This is a genomic window from Roseibium sp., from assembly GCF_965276855.1.
Classification (GTDB): Bacteria; Pseudomonadota; Alphaproteobacteria; order Rhizobiales; family Stappiaceae; genus Roseibium.
In genome coordinates, this window is the sequence record NZ_OZ255700.1 from 88,165 (window position 1) to 107,853 (window position 19,689).

Genomic DNA, 19,689 nt, shown 5'->3' on the forward strand with positions numbered 1-19,689 from the left:
AACTGCCTCCAGTTAGTTAGTTCACACCATCACGCGCGATCCGAAAGCCGATGTGATTGGAGCCAAGGCTCCGCTCCGCCGGTTGACGCGCTGAGGGTCGGTACCGAAAACAATACGAGGGTGCACAGAGCCAGGACCCGCCCTTGACCACATGCCGGGCGCCAACAGCTGAATTGGCAAACTGCTCTGCGAGCGTCTTGGACGGGCCGCCCGGGTTGGTTTGATCCTTGGTCGGATGGCCAGGGATCCACCAGTCGGACACGTATTCCCAAACGTTTCCGGCCATGTCGTATAATCCATACCCGTTGGGCGCATAAGAACCGACAGGCGCACTGCCGTGATGACCGTCTTCCGCGGTATCAACACTTGGAAAGACGCCCTGCCAGGTGTTTGCCTTCCAGCCTTCTGATGGATCGTAATCCTCGCCCCACGAGAACTGGGCACCATCCAGCCCGCCGCGTGCTGCGAACTCCCACTCGGCTTCTGTCGGAAGGCGGCCGCCTGCCCAGTCCGCATAAGCCTTTGCATCCTCGATCGACACCTGAACGACGGGATGGTCTTCAAGGCCTTCTATCGAGCTTTCGGGACCACGGGGATGCCGCCATTGAGCACCCGGCACGTAGCGCCACCACAAATTGATATCATTCAGCGCAACAGCTTCTTTTGGCTGGGCAAACACCATCGACCCTGCTTTCAGGAGGTCCGGGGGAAGATCCGGGTAGTCCGCCGGATCCAGATCCTTCTCGGCCGTCGTTACATAACCGGTCGCTTCCACAAACGCTGCGAACTCGGCGTTTGTCACTTCCGTCTTCTGAATGGAATACGGCCGCAAGGTGACCTGGCGGACCGGCGCCTCTTCCCGGTAGTGCTTGCCCGACCCCATTGCGAAGGTTCCTCCGTCAAGTGACACGTGTTCACCAGCGTGCCCAAGATGGGTCCCGGGTAGGAGACATACGACATTAAACGACAGAGCAAGCAGGGCCGTTCGAAAGGCACTCAGTCCGACATAGGAGTGCCCCGCACGAGAACCGGTCATATTTTGCCTCATATCCGTTGTCATTATGCTGGTTCCGTAAACTCAAGACTTTCAGGCAGGAAAGTCTCCTCAATCGTCAGGAGCCGGTCCGCAAGGCCTTGTTCGTGCGAATAGCGGAACAGGGTTTCAAGCGTTGTCCGGTTCGGCTCGATCCCGTAGGGGTAAAAATTGCGCCCCATCAACTGGCGGGTGTTGTCGAGTTCCTGACTGTACCAGGGCAGCATGTCCGTTGCCCACGTCAGGCGGTCCTTGGTCCTGTACGCTTTGAACTTGGCCTCTGAATAGGCATCGAAAACGGCTTTGGCGAGCCACGGGTACGCGGCTGCCGTGTCCCGCCGGATCGCCAGGACATGCATGATCGGAAATACGCCGGTTTTTTCGAAATATGCTTGCTCAACAGACCTGAAATCCGGGAACAAACGGGCGATGCGGGTATCCCCCTCAACAAAGGCTGCCGGTGTTGCCGCATGAAAAAGGGCATCCACCTCTCCGGATAACAGCAGCTCGGACTCATCGAGCCCGGGTTTTCCCTGTGTGACGGTAATACCGGGAGGGATCTGGCTTTCTTGTGCTGATACGGCACCCGCAACGGCTGCCGAGCTGTCAGCGTTCGAAATCACCCATTCCACATCCTGCGGACGGAGGCCATATTCCTCTTCAAAGATGCCGCGGATCCAGGTCAAGGATGTCGAGGAATAGCCGGCCGTTCCAATCCGTTTGCCCGCCAGGTCTTGTGGCTTCTCGATCCCGGCACCAGTGCGAACGAAAACGCTTTTGTGCCGGAACTGACGCAAAAGGAATATCGGGAGAAGGGCGTAATCGCGAAACCCTTCATTGGCATGGGCCAGCATGAACGGATGGAGGCCAAGTTCGGAGATCTCGTTGCTGCCGGTCCCGGTAAACGCGGCCGTGTTCATGTCCCCGATGGCCCCTTGATCGAATTCAGCGTCTGTCCCTTCGATTGCAACGCTGCCATCAAAAAGGGCCTTTGTGCGATCCAAGAGATAACTCGATACCGTGATTGGGAGCAGCGAGCCTTGAGCCAATGCGGTTGGGCTCCCCAGTCCCTGACCGGCCGCAAGAGCCATTCCACCAGCCTGGATGAACTGTCTTCTGTTAAACATCACATGGATTCCGCATCATAAGAGTTACTTGCCTGTCCCAGTTCATTTCGGGAACAGGAATGTTGCACCAAGAGTTCCGCCCCAATCGCTCGGACCTGCCGAAGGGCTTTCCACCCAATGCGTTGCTTTGGCGGAAAGACTGATCCGCTGCCCACCGACGGACACCAACTTGGCGATCTTGTAGTTCATTGGCACAGTCCATTGGTCATTCACCCAGTCATAGGTGCTTTCCGTGTTCACCGTAAACGTCCATGAGGTTTCGGTGGTGTAATTCAGGAATGGCTGAAGGAATGTCTTGCTTTGCTCGGGAGCGGTAGCATCCACGTTCCAGACATGGTTTGCCAAGATACCGATGGTCCAGGGCCCGGGTTGCGCCAGCGCCACCCCGGTAACGCCTGCCCCCCACTCATTCGTGCCCAACCCGTTGTTGGCAGAAAGCGGGATCTGAAGAACAGGTCCAACACCCCACGTCACGCCACCGGGCCCGGCGGCATTCGGCGACAGAAAGAAGCTTTGTTGCACGTCCCCGAAGCCGTGTTTGTACTCGCCGGGGGTGACGTCACTGGTTGTGATATATGGAATGATCGTACGGGATATAATGTTCCAGCTGTCGTTGATGCGAAAAGGAATGACCGGTTTCACGACAAGGGCTGTGGAATGACCGTCTCCGCTTGTGCCAAGTCCCCGGTCGTGCGCCACCTCAACGGGAACAGAAATCAGGGAAGCGATCGGATTTGCGAGTTGCTTGGCAAGATCCTCGTTGGTATCGGCCTGAGCTGGCAGGCTGATGCCACATGCCAAAGCGAAGACAGCCAATGAAGAAAACCCGTGTTTTTGGGGCATATCATTCCGCTACAATCAGACACATCAAGAGGACCGGCAAATCCCGGTACACTCAGCGCATGGACCCGGCCTCAAGGTTCTGAGGCCGGGCACCAGTCTTATTGGCCAATGCTTGGATCAGCAGCTGGATCGAACGGCAACTCGTCCAGGTGCTCAATGTACTCGAGCGGATCGAACGGCAGGTCGCCAAGCACCAGCTGAGGGTCCTGCTCGCGCTTCAACTGCTCGGAAGCGTTTGCAATGCCCGTCCACGGGATACCGTGCGTTTCCGGACGATCCGGGTACTTTTCCTTCCAAAGGTCGTGGCGCAGCCGCATCCGGTTGAACGGCCGCTTCAGGTGAATGAGGTTGGTCAGCATCGGCTGCACCTCCCGCGGATCCGATGGCAGAAAGTAGAACGCCGCCGGAATGCCGCTCGCATCCCCCACCGGGTCGGGCGAGATGAAGTGGCGCTTGTAGTTCCCCTTCACGATCGCGCCAAGCTGCGGCCCGGCGTAAGTAAAGGTATAGTCGCGCCGGCTGTGCCCATCGCCATTGAGCAGCAGCGATGTCTGGTCCAGACCATCAATCACACGATCAGTCGGGATGTTGCCCATCGCCCCGCCAAGGCTGGCGAAGGTCGTGAAGAGATCCGTGATGTGGATCATGTCTCCGGGCAGAGACCCCGGCTCGATCATGCCTGGCCAGACAGCGAAAGCCGGAACACGGACGCCGCCTTCCAGGAAGTCGCCCTTGCCACCACGAAAGATCGTCTCGGCAAAACCTGTGCCCGGAGGCGGATTGTGCGACATCGGTCCGTTGTCAGCCATCGCCACGATCAACGTGTTCTCCGAAACGCCCAATTCTTCCAGTTTGGCGCGAATATCGGCGATCATCGGATCAACGACGCATTGTAGCGCGTCCTGCAAGATTGCACGCGCCGCAGCGCACTTCGGCTCTGTCGGTAGGAAGCTTGTTATGATCGGCCAATTTGCGACGTAAAAAGGCTCCCCGGCTTCCACACTGCGTTCCATGAAGGCGAACATACGGTCCAGACCTTCATCGTCGATCATTTGATAGGACTCGTGTGTGTTGTCGCGCCATTGCAGCGTTTCACCACCCTTTGTGCCTTCGGCCACCATCACCCAGTCTTTGGTGACGAAGGTGTCATCAAGCTTGTAGGGGTTGTCAGGCAGCATGTCCTCGAACAAGCCGATCGAGGCGTTGCCCTGCTCGGCTTCGCGCGTGTTGAGGGACAGGATCTGGTTGTAACCGGTGAACAGGGCCTCGTCGAAGCCCTGATTGTGCGGGTAGCTTTGCTCGATATCGCCAAGATGCCACTTGCCATAGAACGCGGTGTTGTAGCCGGCGTCACCGAGGACCTCGGCCAGCGTCACCTCATCGGCGTGCAGACCGTGGCTTTCCTGCAGCATACCAATGTTGTACATGCCGGACCGGATCGCCATCCGGCCCGTGGCGGCTGCGGCGCGGCTCGGGGTACAGCCGACTTCGGTGTACATGCGCGTGAACATCATGCCGTCTTCGGCAAGTTTATTGATGTTTGGCGTGTTCAGCCCGCGCACAGCCTGGATGGCAGGAATGCCCAGGTCACCATACGCGGTATCGTCCCACATGATGTGAATGAGGTTGGGCTTGGTGCCAAAGCGCGCTTCAAGTTCAGCAAGCTTTGCCTGAAGCCCTTCATCCTCTTCCGCCCAACGGTCGCCGTTCTGGGCTTGAAGCACATAAAACTCCGCATCATGGATGATTTCCGTCCCATCCTGGGCCGAAGCGCTCTGAGGCAGGATCAACGCCGATCCTGCAAGAAGCGCCGCAAGTGCACTGCCGTTTCGGCAGCTTCGTAACCATTGCATAGATAGTCCCTCCCAAAAGGTTACTTTAGAAAAACTGGATCAACCACCGCTCAGTGACGGCAAGTCCCAAAACCCTTAGAACCGCGCCACAACGCCCAGAAGTGGTCCGTGCGTAACGGTGTCGTAGGCAAAGCTGTCGATGCCCGACTTGCCGTTGCTGTAGTCAACGCCGAGTGCCTTGTACTGAAGATGCGTCGACCAGACCTGGTTGAAGTGGTACCCGATGCCGGCCTGCACGTTCCAGGTGAAGTCGGACGCTGCTCCAAAGCCTCCGATATCCCCGCGGCCGCTCACGGACCATTTTTCGTTTAACTTGTGAAATCCGCGCACCCCGATGACGGGATCGATCCAGTCGGCGCCGCGGGAAATGTCGAAATTGCCGGCAACGGTACCCGTGCGATTGAAATCGAGATTGATGTCCCAGTACCGCGCGCCTGCGATGAGGTCGACATACGATTGTGGTGTTGAGTAGGCCCGGTAGAACAGCATACCCTCCACGATCAGCTGATCTCCACCAACACGGATGCGCCCGCCCGGCAAGAGCGCGTCGGTCGAGTTCGCAAGGTTCATGTAAGCCACATCCACCATCGCGCCGAACCGCTGCTGATAGACCGCTTCTGCGCGGCCCATGAAGCCGAAACGAAGGTTCGACAGGATGTCTGAGGTGCCGACATCGATATCCGTGGACGGCAAGCGGCCGATCTGGGATGTCCCGACGATATTCGCCCCGACGAAATAGGGTGCCAGCACAAATTCCCAGGTTTTGTTGACGCGCTCATTTACCGCAACGGGTTCTGGAGCCGGGGCTTGCGGAAGATCCGCTGCAATCGCGGCCATTGGGAGAACGCACGAGACCAGCGTTCCAATGCACAGTTTTGCGGCTTTTGGTTTCAGTTTTTGGAGTGTCATGTGTCTCTCGTTGAAGTCTTTGGTGTGGCTTTCAGCTTATGTACCGTTACGTCAATTGGCCAGCTCGCCGGTCAACTCGGCGACCACACCACCGCAGGCCGGTTCCAGATCTGCCTGGACTTCCGCCAAGCAACTCAATAGGCGCCCCTGACCAAACTTTGTATCCGAGCAGTGTTTCTCCAGATCTGGCGCGCAAATCGCCAGTGTCGATCCGATGGTGAAGAACAGGCCATCGATCACATCGGCAATGTCTTCAAATGCAACGCCGCATTCGGTGCTGATCTTGGTCTCATGTGCATAAAGACACGACAAGACGCGTCCGTTGCCTGGTTCAACCGTGGAACAAAACTCGACGATTTCGCTCTCACAAGCCTCAAGCACCCCTTGAGCATGGGAGGGAGATCCGGCACCCATCCCGATCATCAGTCCGACGGCAAAAACTGCAGCGGAGCGTTTTTTATGCTTCAACATGTCTCTTCTCCACTCACGGATTGACCACGACATAAACAGTGGTGCCGCCTTCCTGGACCGGCTGGTAATAAACGCCGCCGCAATTGTAGTAGGCACGGTAGGGAGTACAGCCTGCCACTGAGGTTCTGCGAACCACGCGCCGCGTTGTTCTGCGCGAGGTTCGCCGCGCCGTGCCATGCACCGTACCGGGACCGCGCTGCGCCAAGGCTTTCTTCGCGCCAATCGCGATACCTGCCACAAAACCGCTTTCGACGGTGTCCTCGTCAAGCCGGATGTCGGCCAGCCAAAATGCGCAGCCGGTCAAGAGTGTTGCCAATACAAATTTCATCCGCATGTTTTTCTCCTGGATCTTTCTTCATCCCGGACGCCGGGTTTTGGGACTGCTGTTCCTCACTTTTGAACAGAAGTCTGTTTCACGAGAAAAGCCTCAACCGCAGCTTGGGTTTCAGGGCGGATGTTTTCGATCCCTTCATAGGGAACTCCGCGGGCCGGTTCGGTGTCCGGATATTTCTCCTTGCGCGCCAGATGCCGCCCGAGAATCCGGACAAATTCCTGCCCGCCCCATGCGCCGACCTCTGTCGAAACGGGATATTTCTCGTGCGTATCCCGGTAGATGTCATAGAAGTTGGCAAGGATTGCGCTTTCACCGGCCCCCGGAAGGTTCAGGCGCAAATGGTCCTTTACAAGCGCTTTCGGCGTTGCAACCGAGTAGATGATTACGTGATCGCGGCGCGTTTTGGATTCATCTGCAAAAAGCAGGGCGGCAGACTGATCGACCCCATCAACAAGCCTGTCACGCGGTATAAAGCCGTCTGCGCCTGCGAACCGCGACAAGGTCGTATAGAGATCAGATACATGGATGATGTTGTTCACCATGGAATCTGCTTCAATCATGCCCGGCCAACGGATAAAGGCATCGACCCGGACACCGCCCTCGGTCGTGTCGCCCTTGCCCCCCCGGTAGATCATGGGTGTGAAACCGGATTGCGGCGAGTACTTCGTGAAATGGCCATTGTCGCCCATCAGGACCACGATCGTGTTGTCTGCCACGCCGACCGCTTCCATTTCGGCAAACAGGTCTCCAAGATAGCTGTCCAGTAGCTGGAGCTTGTCGGCGTAGAGACCGCCATTCACGCTTTCCGGCCCGTCCCGTCCGGCACGGGTGTTATCGAGCGGGATCATGGGCCAGTATTGCAGAAAGAACGGCGCGTCTCCCTCAGAGAGCCGTTTCAGCTCGGAGATCGTTTTCAGCTGAAACGCTTCGTTCATGGCATCATATTTTTCGGCATCCCACCGCTCGCCCGGGGCCATCCGGATTTCACGGATCGGACCGCCGGCTTCACCGGCGATCACGGTCATCATCGCCGCTGGGTCCGGGCGGAACCAATTGTCGACAATGTAGTCATCTTCAAAGTCCTTGATGCCGACGGACACCTGTTCGCGAATGGCATCGTCGTTGAAGATGGTCAGCTGTCCCTGCTGGTGCACCGCGTGCTGGGCGTAATCAAATCCCTGGTTCATGGCCCAGCTTTCGGCGATGTCCCCCATATGCCATTTCCCGACATGGCTCGTTGCGTAGCCCGCCTCCTTGAGAACCTCGGCGAGCGTGACTTCGTTTCCAGGCAGGCCAAACCCTGCGATGTCGACCGTGGTATCCCCCATTCCCATACGGACCGGCAGTCGGCCGGTCATTTGTGCAACCCGTGTCGGAGTGCAGGATGGTTCGGTGTACATGCGAACCATGCGCATGCCCTCGTCCGAAAACCTGTTGATGTTTGGTGTTTCAATTCCACGGACGGCATTCAGCTCCGGAATACCCATATCGCCAAACCCGAGATCATCGACCAGTATGGACACAATGTTGGGAGATTTGCCGCCATTGCCGGCACGGAACTGTTCGAGCAATTGGTCAACCGCCGCATCATCCTCTGCCCATTGCTCGGCGTTCTGCGCTTCAAGAATGTAATACTCCGCATCGTGAATGATATCTGTGTCTTGCGCTGACGCGGTCCCAATCGACATCAGTCCGATGAGAACCGTTGCAAGTGATCGTCTTGTCATTCCTTCGTCCCCTCCAGCCATTTTCGAACGGACCTGGGTGTCCCTATGGCCCTTTTGAAATTTATGCGGCGGCCTCCGCAGAGTGTCCGGTGCGGTTGATATCGGTATGCGGGTAATATTCGGCCCATACGTGCCAGAACATGCCGGGTTTCAGCATTGGGGCCCGTTTGAGCGGCCCTTTGTTCGTGTTGCCGAAGAAGTCGATTTCGTCGATCGGGCCGCCCGTGTCGTTGATCCACACCCCCAGGCTTTCAAACTTCGGATCCCAGGCGATTACAAGATCCTGCCCGCCGACCGCCGCGTTGACGAGATTGCCGTTCTCGACCACGAAATCGTCTGTCCAGCAGGCTGCATCACCGTTGATGTCGACACCCCAGACATACGTCTTGTTGTGGAGCCGGGTGTCGCGCCGGGTCATATTGTCCATGACCGGCTTGGCAATGCGATGCTGTTTTGCAATTTCTGATGAAAAGACGGTCTCCAGAACCATGTCGAAGAGCGCCAACAGCGGATTCGACGGCGGTTTGTTGATGAAAACGGTCCCGCTCGGATACGCCTTTTGATATCCTCGGAATGTCATGCGGAATGTTGGCCAGGATTTCATGCGCAGGCCCGGCCGAGCCGGGCAGACAGGGCCATCGGCTGATGGGTCGACGTCCCTTTCCCGGAACCCATAGATCTGCTGGATTGGTTCACCCGTCGTATTATCGCGCAGGATCAGATTGTTGCCATGCTGGGCAAGAACCTTGAGGTCCAATGGCTGGCCTTCAACTTCCGGCGTGTAGCCAATGCCGAGATTGGCCATGGCACAATAGGTCATGACGACGTTTTCGCCGGCGAGGCCTTCATCATTGCCCGCAAGATGTGGCCGCATGATCTGCGCATCAGGGTGCGCACGGGCCACTCCCTTGTTTTCAATGACAATGACTGGACTGGACGGGCTAACCCACTCCTCAGCGTCTGCGATCGAATAGTATTTGGCGCTGTTTTTCTGGTTCCGTAGGCCGACATGAACCCAAACGGCTGGAAACCCATAGAGAACGGCACACAAAAGGCTGGCGATCAGCCATAGCCAAAATGGCCCGCCACCCAAAGCAAAGTGGGCAATGGTCATGATCGCCGCCCCGCTCAGACCTGCGGTAACAAACCGGCCCTCATTGCGGATGAAACGGACCATATTGGCCCGCTTGACCTTGAGGACCATCTGACTGACATCCCCGAGATCCCGGAAATAGAGGAGTCCGATCCCAAGGCTGGTGAGAAGACCAAGGTAAAATGCAAGATTTCCAAAGATTGCCATACGTGTCGCGCTCCTGCTGCCCAAACGTCATTTTTGACAAGAACATAATAGCTTAAGACTTTGTTCTCTTGGACAGAGTTGAAACAACCGTAGTTTATGATGCAGTCTGGCATGATCGAAATTGCGAAACGGAAAGGCGCTCTTTTGAACCGGCCCCTGTTTCAACCCAATTTTCAGGCCACGCTGGTCGCCGACTTCGGCCACGTGGATCAATTGTGCCATGATGTTCAGAACTGGGATCTTCAGTTCCAGCCCCTGACAGCCCAATCAGTGGACGGTCGTGTTGCACATCTCATTCAGGGCACGTTCGCAGAGTTCGAATTGAGCTACGCGCGGTTCCATCAAAACCTGGATCAACGCGGCGCCCCTCCTCCCGGGAAACTCACCTTTACGATCCCCGGCCCGGCGATGTCGAAATTGTGGTGGTGCGGCAAAGAAACAGCCTCCGATTCCATCCTCGTCTATTATCCGGGTGTTGAATGGCGGTCGGTATCGGGCAGCGACTTTGAAGTGTTTCTCATTTCGATCAACCTTGCCGATTTCGCAAGCTATGCAGCGCGGTGCGGCGCGCCGGACCTGGATCCGAACCGCCTGCAGACCACGTTCAAGGCACCCGAGGCCCTGTTGAAGCGGGCGCGGGATGTGCTGTGCACCCTGAAGTCTCAGGCACCGTGGATCGATCCCCTGACGCTGGATGTTTTGGTTGAAGACCTGATCGGCTGCTGGCTGGCGCAAACGGGCCTTCAGCCGCGCCCGGTCGCCGTGCATACGTCTGGTAGGGTGCTGTCCCGGATCTTGGAGTTGATTGATGCCGGTAAGATCGAAGACGTGCGTCTCCCAGACTTGTGCGCCGAAGCCGGCCTGTCTCGCCGCGCACTTGAAATCACCTTCAAGGAGAGATTTGGGGTCGGGCCGGCTGCCTTTATGAAATCCTGGAGGCTCGCCCAGACGCGCCGTCAACTATTGGAGGCGAACCCGGACGAAATCACCGTTGCGGACGTCATGGCCGAACAGGGATTTCTTCATGTCGGGCAATTTGCCACGGACTATAAACGCTGGTTTCACGAGCTGCCGTCTCAAACGCTGCTGCGGTCCTCTATGGCATCCACTTGAAAAAAAGTCGTGCAAGTTTTCCCTTAAACCGACATCCTTGTCTCCAAAGAGTTGGGTAGGCGTATGTGGCTGGTATGGCGACGGGAAGTGCAACAAGAGGTCAGCTGAGCTGGTGTCGCGTCCACCGATTCGTCCGTCACGCGTTGGTGGGAGTCGGCTTTCTGTTTCTAATCGCCGGAACGTCAGGCTGCGCGGCCAGGTACTCTGAGGATGCGTTTTTGACGAACGAAACGGCACAATCGGCAGGCACGCCGCACACCATCCTTGTGGCGAGTGCCCGGGCAGAGGCCGAGACGTTCGGCACTCTCTTTGAAGGAGACCGCAGCGATCGGATATCCTACGCATCCGTGACCCTTTCGGTGCCGCCGCGCCACAAGCCCGGAGAAATCGAGTGGCCCAGAACATTTCCGGGCGATCCAGAGCGACACTTTACTGTCCGCAGCACATCCCGGCTTTCCGGCACCGCCGCATTCAAGCAAGCGATTGAGCAGGAACTCAGCAGGCGCACGCCGGATCAACGCAATGTCTTTGTTTTCATTCACGGCTACAACACAAGCTTTGCCGAAGCCACCTACAGGCTGACCCAACTGGCCCATGATACCGGCTACAAGGGTGTGCCGGTCTTGGTGACCTGGGGCTCCAGCGGGAACACGCTTGAGTACCTCTTTGACATGAACAGCACCATGATTGCGCGGGATGGTTTGGTGGAAACGCTGGCAACGCTCAACGAGACGTCGGCGCGCGAGATCGTCCTTATGTCACACTCGATGGGCAGCCTTTTGCTCATGGAAGGCATCAGGCAGGCGCATCTTGAGAACATTATCGGAGACAAACGGAAATTCTCCCAAGTCATCATTGCGGCACCGGACATAGATGTGGATCTTTTCAAGGCGCAGATGCGGCGGATCGGCAAGCCGGACCGCCCGTTCATCATCCTCGTCGCGCGGGATGATGTTGCGTTGCGTTTGTCCCGCAAGATAGCCGGTGGCGTCAGCCGGGTCGGCGCTTATGAAAACGACGAGGAGTTGTCGGAACTGGGTGCAATCGTCGTGGACGTGACGGAGTTGTCGGCAAATGACCCTGCCCGTCACGGACGCTATGCCGATGCGGGAGATTTCGCACCACTGGTCCGCGACATGCTTCAGGAACGCGGCATTGAAACGGTTGGACTGCAATTCGACCTGTCAAATGGCCGGTCACGGCCGCTCGAACCGTTGATCGACCGCGGCCTCGGTATCGTGATCACCTCACCGGAACGTTAGAAAACCTCGCCGAAGAAGCAGCCCGGTGAGCAGAAGCCCACCGCGTGCGAGATCATTGCTTTAAGTTTGGCAGGAGAGTGATTGTTGTGGAGCTTTGACAATCGCTTCGGCGGATCGGCCAACTCAGACCGCCATCAAACTCAGACCGCGATCTTTCCGCAAAACGCTTTGAACAGACATATTGATTTCCAAGGACAGGAAACATGACGGCGGTCTCGCCGCAGCACCGCATAGACCGGATCTGTGTTCTAATCGAAAGTGACTTGAGCAGACCTTGGCGGATCAACCAGTTGGCCGATGCCTGTGCCATGGCCCTGCATCACTTTCAGCGCCGACTTGCGGCCGCTACTGACGAAACGGTCGCGTGATACCTCAAAAGCCGACGGCTACACCAATCGCCGGGTTAGACCGCAGCCATGACATTCTCGAACACCCAAACCGAGATGTCCAGGTGGGCTAGAACTATGGCTCAGGTCTGTTTTTCATCATCGAAACTCCCGCGAGGGCCAAGGCTACCCAGGCGGCCATGAGTGTGACCCCGCCCACCGGCGTCAGATAGGTCAGCTCGCGAATACCGAGAACGACCGAGAGATAGATGCTGAAGCTGAAGAGCATCGTCCCCAGGATGAACAACCGGCCACTCCATTGAAGTGCGGGCGGTTTTGCGGCGCCCATGCCACTGAGCAAGGTCAATCCGATGGCAGTGGTCACACCTGCGTTCACCTGGTTGTAGCGTATCGCCGTCATCAAATAGCGGAACTGCTCCTCTGTGATGACAGGCCGCAATCCATGTTCGGCGTAAGCGCCAAATGCAACTGAAAAGAACCCCAGAAAAGTGCCAAGTACCAAGACCATGAATGCCCCTCGATCAAATGGATTTGGACAAAGGCAGCGCCGGGAAGGCCTGAGAAAGCGGCTGTTATTAGGCCTGTTTTCCCGGCCAATGCCCGATCGCCCATATACCCTTGTCAACCGCAGCTCAACCGCGGATGTGCGGAAGATGTGCGTTCAGTCGAAAGCCTACGTCTGGCCCCGGGTCGCAGTTTTGTTTTAAGGGTGCGGCAAAATGAATCCCGATCTGCTGACGCGAAGATTGTGAGTGCCAGGGGGCCTGAGGGACGCGCGCTATGGCGCAGACTGAACTATGAGAAGACAAAGGGGGCGCCCGCCCGCGCCGGAACCAATATCCCCGCCGGATCGGAGGGAGAGGCCCCTCGCCTCACCCCGCCCGCATGTCGGAGAGAAACTGGTCGGCCGCCTCGCCCAGCTCCGAGGATATCCCGGAGAGTTTGTGCGTGATGTCCTTGAGGTGCACGGCTGCCTCATCCGTTTCCGCGTTTGCATCCCGCACACCGGTGATGTCATGCGACACCTGCTGGGTGCCCGTGGCCGCCTCCTGAACGCTGCGGCTGATCTCCTGCGTCGCGGACCCTTGCTCTTCCGCGGCGGCGGCCACCGTTGCCAAGGTTTCGGCAATTTCGCTGATGCGTGCCGTAACGGTGTCGATTTGCCGGACGGACTGATCCGTGATGCTTTGCATTGACGTGATCTGCTGACCAATCTCCACCGTTGCCTTCGCCGTCTGTTCGGCGAGGGCCTTCACCTCATTGGCAACAACCGCAAACCCCTTGCCGGCATCCCCGGCCCGGGCCGCCTCGATGGTCGCATTGAGCGCAAGGAGATTGGTTTGTTCTGCAATTTCGGAGATCACCTTGACGATATCGCCGATCTTTTGGGAACTTTCCGACAAGGCAGAGGCGCTGGTTTTGGTATCCTCTGCAATACTGGTGGCTTCCGTTGCCATGCCGCTGGAATTGGCCACCTGATGGGTGATCTCGCTGATGGAGGTGGCCAGCTGTTCTGCGGCGCTGGCAACCGACTGCACGTTCTGGGTCGCCTCTTCGGCGGCGGCGGAAACCGACGTTGATTTTTCCTGGGCCTGTGTCGAAACCATCGACAGCCGCTCGGTAAAGGTCCCCGCATCGCTGACCGATGCGGTCACCCGCCTGACCGCATCACCAACCGTTTCGGCAAGGCGCTCCCGCTCGGTCACATCATCCCAGGCCACCATCGGCCCGACGTACCGGCCTTCATTGTCCATGATGGCGGACACCATCAGGGAATACCGCCGCCCGCCATAGGTCACACGGCCCGACCAGGGCAGGTTGTTGGGATCCGACAACACCTTGCGCTGATGCTCGGGGTGTTTGTGGAACACATCGATCGAGGTGCCGATCAGCTCCGAAACGGCCACGGGCAACTCATCGCCGACCTGCGCCATGGTGTCCAGCATCACCGGGTTCATGAAGTCGATTTTGAAATCATTGCTCGCGTCCGCCATCATAAGCGGTGTTGGCATCTGGTCGATCATTTGAGACCGGGTGAAGGCCGCCCGGACGCTCAGCCGCAGCGCAGCCGCCGCCTCCAGCATGGTGCCGATTTCATCGCTGCGCCCGCCGGAGGCAATCTCCATGTCGGTCTGGCCGTCTTTAAGCCGGTTCAGGATCGATGTGATCTCGGAAATTGGGCCGACGATCGACCGGATCAGCAGGACCGCCGCGCCGGCGGCGGCAAGCATGCTGATAAGAGCCGCGAGACCCAAAATCAGCGGCTGGTTGGAAAAGGACCGGGCAATCTGAGGGCCGATTGTATCTTGGACAGCCACAGCCGTTTCAAGAAGGGCGTCCGCATCCGACAGGATCCGCGGTCCGACCACATCCAGGTCCTCTATCAAGATGGCCTGGCGCTGTTCAAACAGGGTTGCGACCTTGGAAAACGCGTCCCGGTACGCGGTCAACCCGCCCTGCACCTCCAGCGTCAGCGTCCGCCGTCCCGGATCCTGAAGCTCTGACAGCAGTGTGTCCACGTCCGTCAGGGCAACGCCGATTTCCGTCAAGGCCCGGTCCTTGTCTGTCGGGGCCCCGCGCAACAGGAATTTCTGCGCATAAAGGCGACCCAGCATCAAATGCTGCTGAACCCGGGCGGCATAAAACGCGGCGGCTGGATCGCCGTCTTCGTATGCGGTTTCCATGACATCAGACAACTGACCGCGCATCTCTGGGCCTTTGACATCGAGGATAGAGCGCACGATCTCATGCCGGGTCTGGTCTAGGGTGACAACGTCGGCAAACCGGTCTGCATAAAGCTGCGCGTCACCGGCGATGGCATCGATTTGGGCTTTCAGAGCCCCATCAATGCTGAGATCCCGCAAGATGTCCTTTTCTTCAATGAAGGACGCGATCTCGGCGCTGACAGCGGCTTCGGCCCCGCCGTTGTCCAGGGCCCGGTATTTCATGACCTCAAGACGGGCACTCAGGATATCTTCTGTCATATCCCCCAGAAGGACGCTTTGCCGGGCTTGCCCACGATACTCGGCAAAGTCCGACCCGCCGGCAACGGACGACCAGATGCTGAACCCGGCAATGCCGGCGAGCGCAAGCACGGCCGCGCCGAAACAGATCTTCAGTTTCTGACTTATATTCAGGGCTGCCCACAGCGTCATGCCACCGCTCCGCAAAATATGACGTTACGGAAGAAGGGTGCGCAATCACGGTTAACAAATCACAACTCAGAATAAGGCAAAGAAGAAAAACTCGTCAAAGAATTGCACAAATTCTGAGCACCTCGGCCGACGTCTTCACTACGGGATTATTCTTACGCACCTAAATTGTATGCGTTTCATAAATAGGCCATGCCCCCCGACCGGTAAGAGCGTACACCATCAAATGGCACAGCCGTGGACACCCGCACTGTAGGTCCCCTTGCGCCCCTCGTGGCAGATCCCCCCCCTTTTCGACCGGCTTTAGGATAGGAACACGCAGCAACGACCCGTACGGTCGTACCGGACAGCCGCTTGGCAGCTTTGCGTACCGCGAAAGGCGGATACACATGTTTGAGCGATCACTGTAGAGCTGAACTGTCAACTTGGAGTGACAGTCGATGGAAGAGCACAGCCAATCTGCGCCGGACGTAGCCCCGGACGGGCTCAGCCTTTATGAGGTGGAGGCCGATTTTCTGCTTGAAGATCTCATCGACGAATGCCGATCTCTTGGCCTTGAAGGCTATTCGGCCCTTTCACGGCTCGCAGATGCTTTGGAAGAGGTGCACACCCGCCTTGAGTGCGCGTCCATCGAGGACCCGAATGCGTGGGCGGAACGCACGGCCCTGATGGCTGTTTCCGAAGACCTGATCGTGCTTCTTGCCCAGTTGGAGAACCTCCGCGATTTGCGGGCCTGAGCGAACCAATCCCGACCGGTTTGGCGTTCAAACGCGTCGCTGACAAAGAGAACCGGGGTGTCGGGCGCGGGCGGATCGGAAAAGACCGCACTCGTGTCCTGCTGATCTTGCAAGCAGGAGAGCACTTCGACCCGTTTTGGCCTTCTCAACGGCGCGGTGGGGCTGGTGGGGCAGCGTCGATGAAACGTCTGGCGGCTTGCGCCTGTCGCGGATCGGCTTTTAGGAGCGCGGCATAGCCGTCTTCAGCGAGTTTAAGGTCTCCGCCCCAGACACCGGACTGGATCGAGAAACGAAGGGCTTGCGGGTCGTTTGGCGCAAGCTCCATGAGCTTGCGCGCGTGTCCGGTCATTTCCGCAAACCGGCCGCCGAGCTGAAGTGATACCAACAATGACATGCGGGAGTTGATGGAGTTCGGAACCTGCTCCACAGCCTGCCCATGCATCCTGATTGCGTCGTCGAACTGACCTGCCTGGGCCAAGATGCGCCCTGCTTTGAGCAATTGTCCGTGGTTGGCCGCCTCACTGCAGATCGTTGTGAGATTGCGATCGTCGGGCAAACCGGGTTTCCCCGCCTCAGGCGCATCAAGCAATACCGCACATTCCTCAAACACCTTACCGAGTGCTTCTGTCACCTGCTCCGCTTGCGGATCGGCGCGCAGTTCAAGAAGTTTTTTCACATCCGCCAAAGGGATGGCTTCAAACCGGCCGTCGCCGCCACCAACAGCTATACCAATAAGGGTGCCAGCCGCATCGACAAGACCGCCTCCGCTGACACCCGGTTGCATTTGGGCCGTTACATGCAGACGGGCAAAAACTCCGTCTTCGGCAGGGGGCGAAAGCAGTTCGCCCGGGTCAAAAACCCGGACCTGCCTGCGCGCGATATCAGCGCCAATCGCATAGAAGGAAACACGATCGTCAAAAGATCGCTCTGACGCGGCATTCAGAGCCGGGATCGGGGTGTCGTCGGGCAACCCCTCCATCTGCAGCAAGACAAGATCCCCACGATAACCGGATGGAACAACAGATGCCGTCTTTGGCCCAGAGGGGGTGTGCACCGTCGCGGTCTTCGAATTACCGACCACATGCCGGTTGGTCACCAGCAAATCGTCTGCGATGCGTGTCGCGCTTCCCACGGGATCAAAACTGGACACCGGAAAAACAATCTGACGCATTTGACAGACGTCTTCAGGATGCGGGCAGTCAGGATCTTGAACCGTTTCCGATTGAGAGGCGACCTGCTCGGTCTCTTTCGCAAAAGACAATGAAACAGTTTTTGTCTCGCCAGACCTTCGTAGCGTAACGCTGATTTGGTCTGTTGTGTGCGGCAGGATCGCCAGGGCAGCGGTTGCATCTCGAGGGGTCAAGACGCGCCGCGCACCGACGGTTACAATTTGATCCCCAACTTTTAGCCCCGCTCTGTCTGCAGGGCTGCCGCTGTCAACAGAACCGACGACCGGCGCTGCAATCACGGCCAATTGCGCGCGGCTCGCCCGGCGAAGACTCCAGCCAGGCTCCGGATAGCTCACGACCCCGTCAGTAATCAATGCGTCCGCCACCCGCTGTAGAAGTGCCGAGGAGACCGCAAAATTGACCCCTATGTTGGCGTCGGCATCGGAGGCAAAAATGGCAGAGACCATGCCAACCAACCGGCCATCTTCATCGACCAGTGCGCCGCCTGACGACCCTGGATTTGCTGCGGCATCCGTCTGGACAAAGTCTTCAACAGTGTTGAACCCGGCATTGCTAACAGTCAGGGCCGAAACCACACCACAAGTTACAGACAAGCCGAGACCAAAGGCATTTCCGATTGCGCACACAGGTTGAGCAATCGCTGTTGTTTCGGCGATCTCGATGGGTTTGATCGGCTCATCGATCCTCAAAAGTGCGATATCGGTGGACGTATCTTGCGCCAGCAACCGCGCCGGCAGGATACGGCCATCTGAGAGCCGAACATCGATGCGCGTTGCGGGTTCGATAACGTGCCAAGCAGTTGCAATTATGCCTTCGCGGATAACCACTCCGCTGCCTTCCGGAGCCCGTCCCGGCCGGGCTCCCGCACCACCTTGTTGATGGCCAGGCCAAACAGGCAGAACGGAGACCACATGTTCAAGCGCAACAGCGGGAGAGGCCTTCGCTGGCGCCCCCGCCAGAAGGGCCGCTGCGATTGCTGCAAGGAGACACGAGATGAAACGGGCCACTTCCCCCTCCGATATTTTAGCCGTCTATATCATCAGTTCGGACTGCATACGGACGCAAGCCCGATCGGGATTGGACAACGATCCCGTAATTTTCAACCAATCTCAACAACCTGAATTATGCAGACCTCAACGCCACGTCTTTGAATTGTTTTTGACAACGTTTTTATTCATGTATTTCCGCAGCGAATTCGATTTCGCCTAGAGATCCTGCCCTATTCTCACTACTCTCGCTTTAGAAAAAGAATCATTGTCCTGGTGTGCGTGCTCATGACGTTTTTGTGCGAACAGGTAGTGTCGGAAATTGATCGCCACGACCTGAATTGCGACCCGCGTATTTTTCATGTCCTGCATCTCTTTCTAACAGAACCGGGCTCTCCGGTTGCACGGGAAGTTCAACGTCTCATTGCGAGCGAAGAGGGATTGACGGCCAAAGCGTTGCTTTTCGTCTACGAAAACTTCGTGCAGCCAAATGTCAGCTCAGAGAAACAATTCGAGTCGATGAAACGCTCACAAGGACACCTTGATGCGATCCGGTCGTCCGCCGAAACATCGGCTGAGTTGTGCAAGGATGCGAAACGCAAAAGCACAAAAGACGATGTCATTAAGGCCTTGTCCGACAACATGGACGAGATTCTCACGCGCACGGCAAAGCTGGAGCAAGAACTCGCCGCCAGCCAGAGCGAAATCTTCACAGACTCGTTAACTGGTATCTATAATCGGCGATATCTGGAGGCCGAGTTCGCAGCAAGACAAGCACGCACGGGACCGAAGTACTTTTTGGCATTGCTTGACATCGATCACTTCAAGAACGTCAACGACACCTACGGACACATTATCGGCGACCAGGTGCTGAAACTGGTAGCGACCGCTATCAAAAGCCTCATCCGAAGCCAGGATGTCCTTTGCCGCTATGGCGGTGAAGAATTCGCGATCCTCTTCGACAGTGCAGATGAAATAGAATGTGCGGATGTCGTTGAGCGGGTCCGCTTGGGCGTCACCAAGCACAAGCTGGTCAACCGCAAGCAGGGTCAAACGATCGGATCCGTGACTCTGTCCGCAGGTCTGGCCCTTGTGGAGCCGGACGATGATTTCGACACGGCTCTGGAGCGTGTGGACCGGCTCCTTTACAAGGCCAAACAGGCCGGACGAGACCGCCTCGTCATTCAAATGTAATGCGGCTATCAGAAGTCAGGCATGTTCAACACTGAGCTACCGTGTGCCCGCAAAGCCAGGCCTGCGGGAGTAATCTAGCGCAGATAGGCTCTGTGGCTTTCTGGCGAAAAG

The 19,689-nt window shown here is 57.5% G+C and carries 17 protein-coding genes; 5 read left to right on the forward strand and 12 right to left on the reverse strand.

Going from position 1 to position 19,689, the window contains the following annotated elements; all coding sequences use genetic code 11:
* Positions 1-16: 16 nt before the first annotated feature.
* The 9 genes from ACQY4Z_RS00390 to ACQY4Z_RS00430 all read right to left on the reverse strand — a co-directional run bounded on the left by ACQY4Z_RS00390 (position 17) and on the right by ACQY4Z_RS00430 (position 9,597).
* Positions 17-1,036, reverse strand: coding sequence for a formylglycine-generating enzyme family protein (locus ACQY4Z_RS00390; RefSeq protein WP_428525682.1), 1,020 nt, complete (start codon positions 1,034-1,036; stop codon positions 17-19).
* 23 nt (positions 1,037-1,059) lie between these two features.
* Positions 1,060-2,160, reverse strand: a complete 1,101-nt coding sequence (locus ACQY4Z_RS00395; protein WP_428525684.1) for an ABC transporter substrate-binding protein — start codon at positions 2,158-2,160, stop codon at positions 1,060-1,062.
* A 42-nt stretch (positions 2,161-2,202) separates the two neighbouring features.
* Entirely contained in the window at positions 2,203-3,003 is an 801-nt protein-coding gene (locus ACQY4Z_RS00400) for a transporter (protein ID WP_428525686.1), read from the reverse strand.
* A gap of 98 nt (positions 3,004-3,101) precedes the next feature.
* Positions 3,102-4,856 (reverse strand): sulfatase-like hydrolase/transferase, encoded by a 1,755-nt coding sequence (locus ACQY4Z_RS00405; RefSeq protein WP_428525687.1) that lies wholly within the window; start codon positions 4,854-4,856, stop codon positions 3,102-3,104.
* Between the two features lie 75 nt (positions 4,857-4,931).
* Positions 4,932-5,765 (reverse strand): hypothetical protein, encoded by an 834-nt coding sequence (locus ACQY4Z_RS00410; RefSeq protein ID WP_428525689.1) that lies wholly within the window; start codon positions 5,763-5,765, stop codon positions 4,932-4,934.
* Positions 5,766-5,816: 51 nt separating this feature from the next.
* Positions 5,817-6,236 carry a cysteine rich repeat-containing protein gene (locus tag ACQY4Z_RS00415; RefSeq protein ID WP_428525691.1) on the reverse strand — a complete coding sequence of 140 codons (420 nt, stop codon included), beginning with the start codon at positions 6,234-6,236 and terminating at the stop codon, positions 5,817-5,819.
* A gap of 13 nt (positions 6,237-6,249) precedes the next feature.
* Complete coding sequence (locus ACQY4Z_RS00420) at positions 6,250-6,570, reverse strand: hypothetical protein (protein ID WP_428525693.1); 321 nt, start codon at positions 6,568-6,570, stop codon at positions 6,250-6,252.
* Between the two features lie 56 nt (positions 6,571-6,626).
* Positions 6,627-8,297 (reverse strand): sulfatase-like hydrolase/transferase, encoded by a 1,671-nt coding sequence (locus ACQY4Z_RS00425; protein ID WP_428525695.1) that lies wholly within the window; start codon positions 8,295-8,297, stop codon positions 6,627-6,629.
* Between the two features lie 61 nt (positions 8,298-8,358).
* Complete coding sequence (locus ACQY4Z_RS00430; protein ID WP_428525697.1) at positions 8,359-9,597, reverse strand: DUF3179 domain-containing (seleno)protein; 1,239 nt, start codon at positions 9,595-9,597, stop codon at positions 8,359-8,361.
* A gap of 111 nt (positions 9,598-9,708) precedes the next feature.
* Here ACQY4Z_RS00430 and ACQY4Z_RS00435 point away from each other — a divergent pair, with 111 nt between their 5' ends.
* The 3 genes from ACQY4Z_RS00435 to ACQY4Z_RS00445 all read left to right on the forward strand — a co-directional run bounded on the left by ACQY4Z_RS00435 (position 9,709) and on the right by ACQY4Z_RS00445 (position 12,340).
* Positions 9,709-10,710, forward strand: coding sequence for a helix-turn-helix domain-containing protein (locus ACQY4Z_RS00435; protein ID WP_428525699.1), 1,002 nt, complete (start codon positions 9,709-9,711; stop codon positions 10,708-10,710).
* A gap of 218 nt (positions 10,711-10,928) precedes the next feature.
* Positions 10,929-11,972 carry an alpha/beta hydrolase gene (locus tag ACQY4Z_RS00440; protein WP_428525701.1) on the forward strand — a complete coding sequence of 348 codons (1,044 nt, stop codon included), beginning with the start codon at positions 10,929-10,931 and terminating at the stop codon, positions 11,970-11,972.
* 203 nt (positions 11,973-12,175) lie between these two features.
* Positions 12,176-12,340, forward strand: coding sequence for a hypothetical protein (locus tag ACQY4Z_RS00445; protein WP_428525703.1), 165 nt, complete (start codon positions 12,176-12,178; stop codon positions 12,338-12,340).
* Positions 12,341-12,434: 94 nt separating this feature from the next.
* Here the strand turns inward: ACQY4Z_RS00445 and ACQY4Z_RS00450 are convergent, their stop codons facing one another.
* Both ACQY4Z_RS00450 and ACQY4Z_RS00455 read right to left on the reverse strand, forming a co-directional pair.
* Positions 12,435-12,827: a DUF423 domain-containing protein gene (locus ACQY4Z_RS00450; protein ID WP_428525705.1), complete on the reverse strand. Its 393-nt coding sequence runs from the start codon at positions 12,825-12,827 to the stop codon at positions 12,435-12,437.
* A gap of 364 nt (positions 12,828-13,191) precedes the next feature.
* Complete coding sequence (locus ACQY4Z_RS00455) at positions 13,192-15,474, reverse strand: methyl-accepting chemotaxis protein (protein WP_428525707.1); 2,283 nt, start codon at positions 15,472-15,474, stop codon at positions 13,192-13,194.
* Positions 15,475-15,911: 437 nt separating this feature from the next.
* On the opposite strand from ACQY4Z_RS00455, the gene ACQY4Z_RS00460 reads away from it, so the two are divergent.
* Positions 15,912-16,208, forward strand: coding sequence for a hypothetical protein (locus ACQY4Z_RS00460; RefSeq protein WP_428525709.1), 297 nt, complete (start codon positions 15,912-15,914; stop codon positions 16,206-16,208).
* 145 nt (positions 16,209-16,353) lie between these two features.
* On the opposite strand, the gene ACQY4Z_RS00465 is transcribed toward ACQY4Z_RS00460, so the two are convergent.
* Positions 16,354-18,405: a trypsin-like peptidase domain-containing protein gene (locus ACQY4Z_RS00465; RefSeq protein ID WP_428525711.1), complete on the reverse strand. Its 2,052-nt coding sequence runs from the start codon at positions 18,403-18,405 to the stop codon at positions 16,354-16,356.
* 267 nt (positions 18,406-18,672) lie between these two features.
* Between ACQY4Z_RS00465 and ACQY4Z_RS00470 the strand changes: the two genes are divergently transcribed.
* Positions 18,673-19,578: a diguanylate cyclase gene (locus tag ACQY4Z_RS00470; RefSeq protein WP_428525713.1), complete on the forward strand. Its 906-nt coding sequence runs from the start codon at positions 18,673-18,675 to the stop codon at positions 19,576-19,578.
* The last annotated feature ends 111 nt before the right edge of the window (positions 19,579-19,689 follow it).

What these genes read in the sequence shown, in the direction of transcription:
- ACQY4Z_RS00400 (WP_428525686.1), bottom strand. Translation starts at nt 3,003, where the DNA reads ATGCCCCAAAAACACGGGTTTTCTTCATTGGCTGTCTTCGCTTTGGCA.
- ACQY4Z_RS00415 (WP_428525691.1), bottom strand. Translation starts at nt 6,236, where the DNA reads ATGTTGAAGCATAAAAAACGCTCCGCTGCAGTTTTTGCCGTCGGACTG.
- ACQY4Z_RS00420 (WP_428525693.1), bottom strand. Translation starts at nt 6,570, where the DNA reads ATGCGGATGAAATTTGTATTGGCAACACTCTTGACCGGCTGCGCATTT.
- ACQY4Z_RS00455 (WP_428525707.1), bottom strand. Translation starts at nt 15,474, where the DNA reads ATGACGCTGTGGGCAGCCCTGAATATAAGTCAGAAACTGAAGATCTGT.
- ACQY4Z_RS00450 (WP_428525705.1), bottom strand. Translation starts at nt 12,827, where the DNA reads ATGGTCTTGGTACTTGGCACTTTTCTGGGGTTCTTTTCAGTTGCATTT.
- ACQY4Z_RS00410 (WP_428525689.1), bottom strand. Translation starts at nt 5,765, where the DNA reads ATGACACTCCAAAAACTGAAACCAAAAGCCGCAAAACTGTGCATTGGA.
- ACQY4Z_RS00435 (WP_428525699.1), top strand. Translation starts at nt 9,709, where the DNA reads ATGATCGAAATTGCGAAACGGAAAGGCGCTCTTTTGAACCGGCCCCTG.
- ACQY4Z_RS00445 (WP_428525703.1), top strand. Translation starts at nt 12,176, where the DNA reads ATGACGGCGGTCTCGCCGCAGCACCGCATAGACCGGATCTGTGTTCTA.
- ACQY4Z_RS00430 (WP_428525697.1), bottom strand. Translation starts at nt 9,597, where the DNA reads ATGGCAATCTTTGGAAATCTTGCATTTTACCTTGGTCTTCTCACCAGC.
- ACQY4Z_RS00395 (WP_428525684.1), bottom strand. Translation starts at nt 2,160, where the DNA reads ATGTTTAACAGAAGACAGTTCATCCAGGCTGGTGGAATGGCTCTTGCG.
- ACQY4Z_RS00405 (WP_428525687.1), bottom strand. Translation starts at nt 4,856, where the DNA reads ATGCAATGGTTACGAAGCTGCCGAAACGGCAGTGCACTTGCGGCGCTT.
- ACQY4Z_RS00390 (WP_428525682.1), bottom strand. Translation starts at nt 1,036, where the DNA reads ATGACCGGTTCTCGTGCGGGGCACTCCTATGTCGGACTGAGTGCCTTT.
- ACQY4Z_RS00460 (WP_428525709.1), top strand. Translation starts at nt 15,912, where the DNA reads ATGGAAGAGCACAGCCAATCTGCGCCGGACGTAGCCCCGGACGGGCTC.
- ACQY4Z_RS00425 (WP_428525695.1), bottom strand. Translation starts at nt 8,297, where the DNA reads ATGACAAGACGATCACTTGCAACGGTTCTCATCGGACTGATGTCGATT.
- ACQY4Z_RS00470 (WP_428525713.1), top strand. Translation starts at nt 18,673, where the DNA reads ATGACGTTTTTGTGCGAACAGGTAGTGTCGGAAATTGATCGCCACGAC.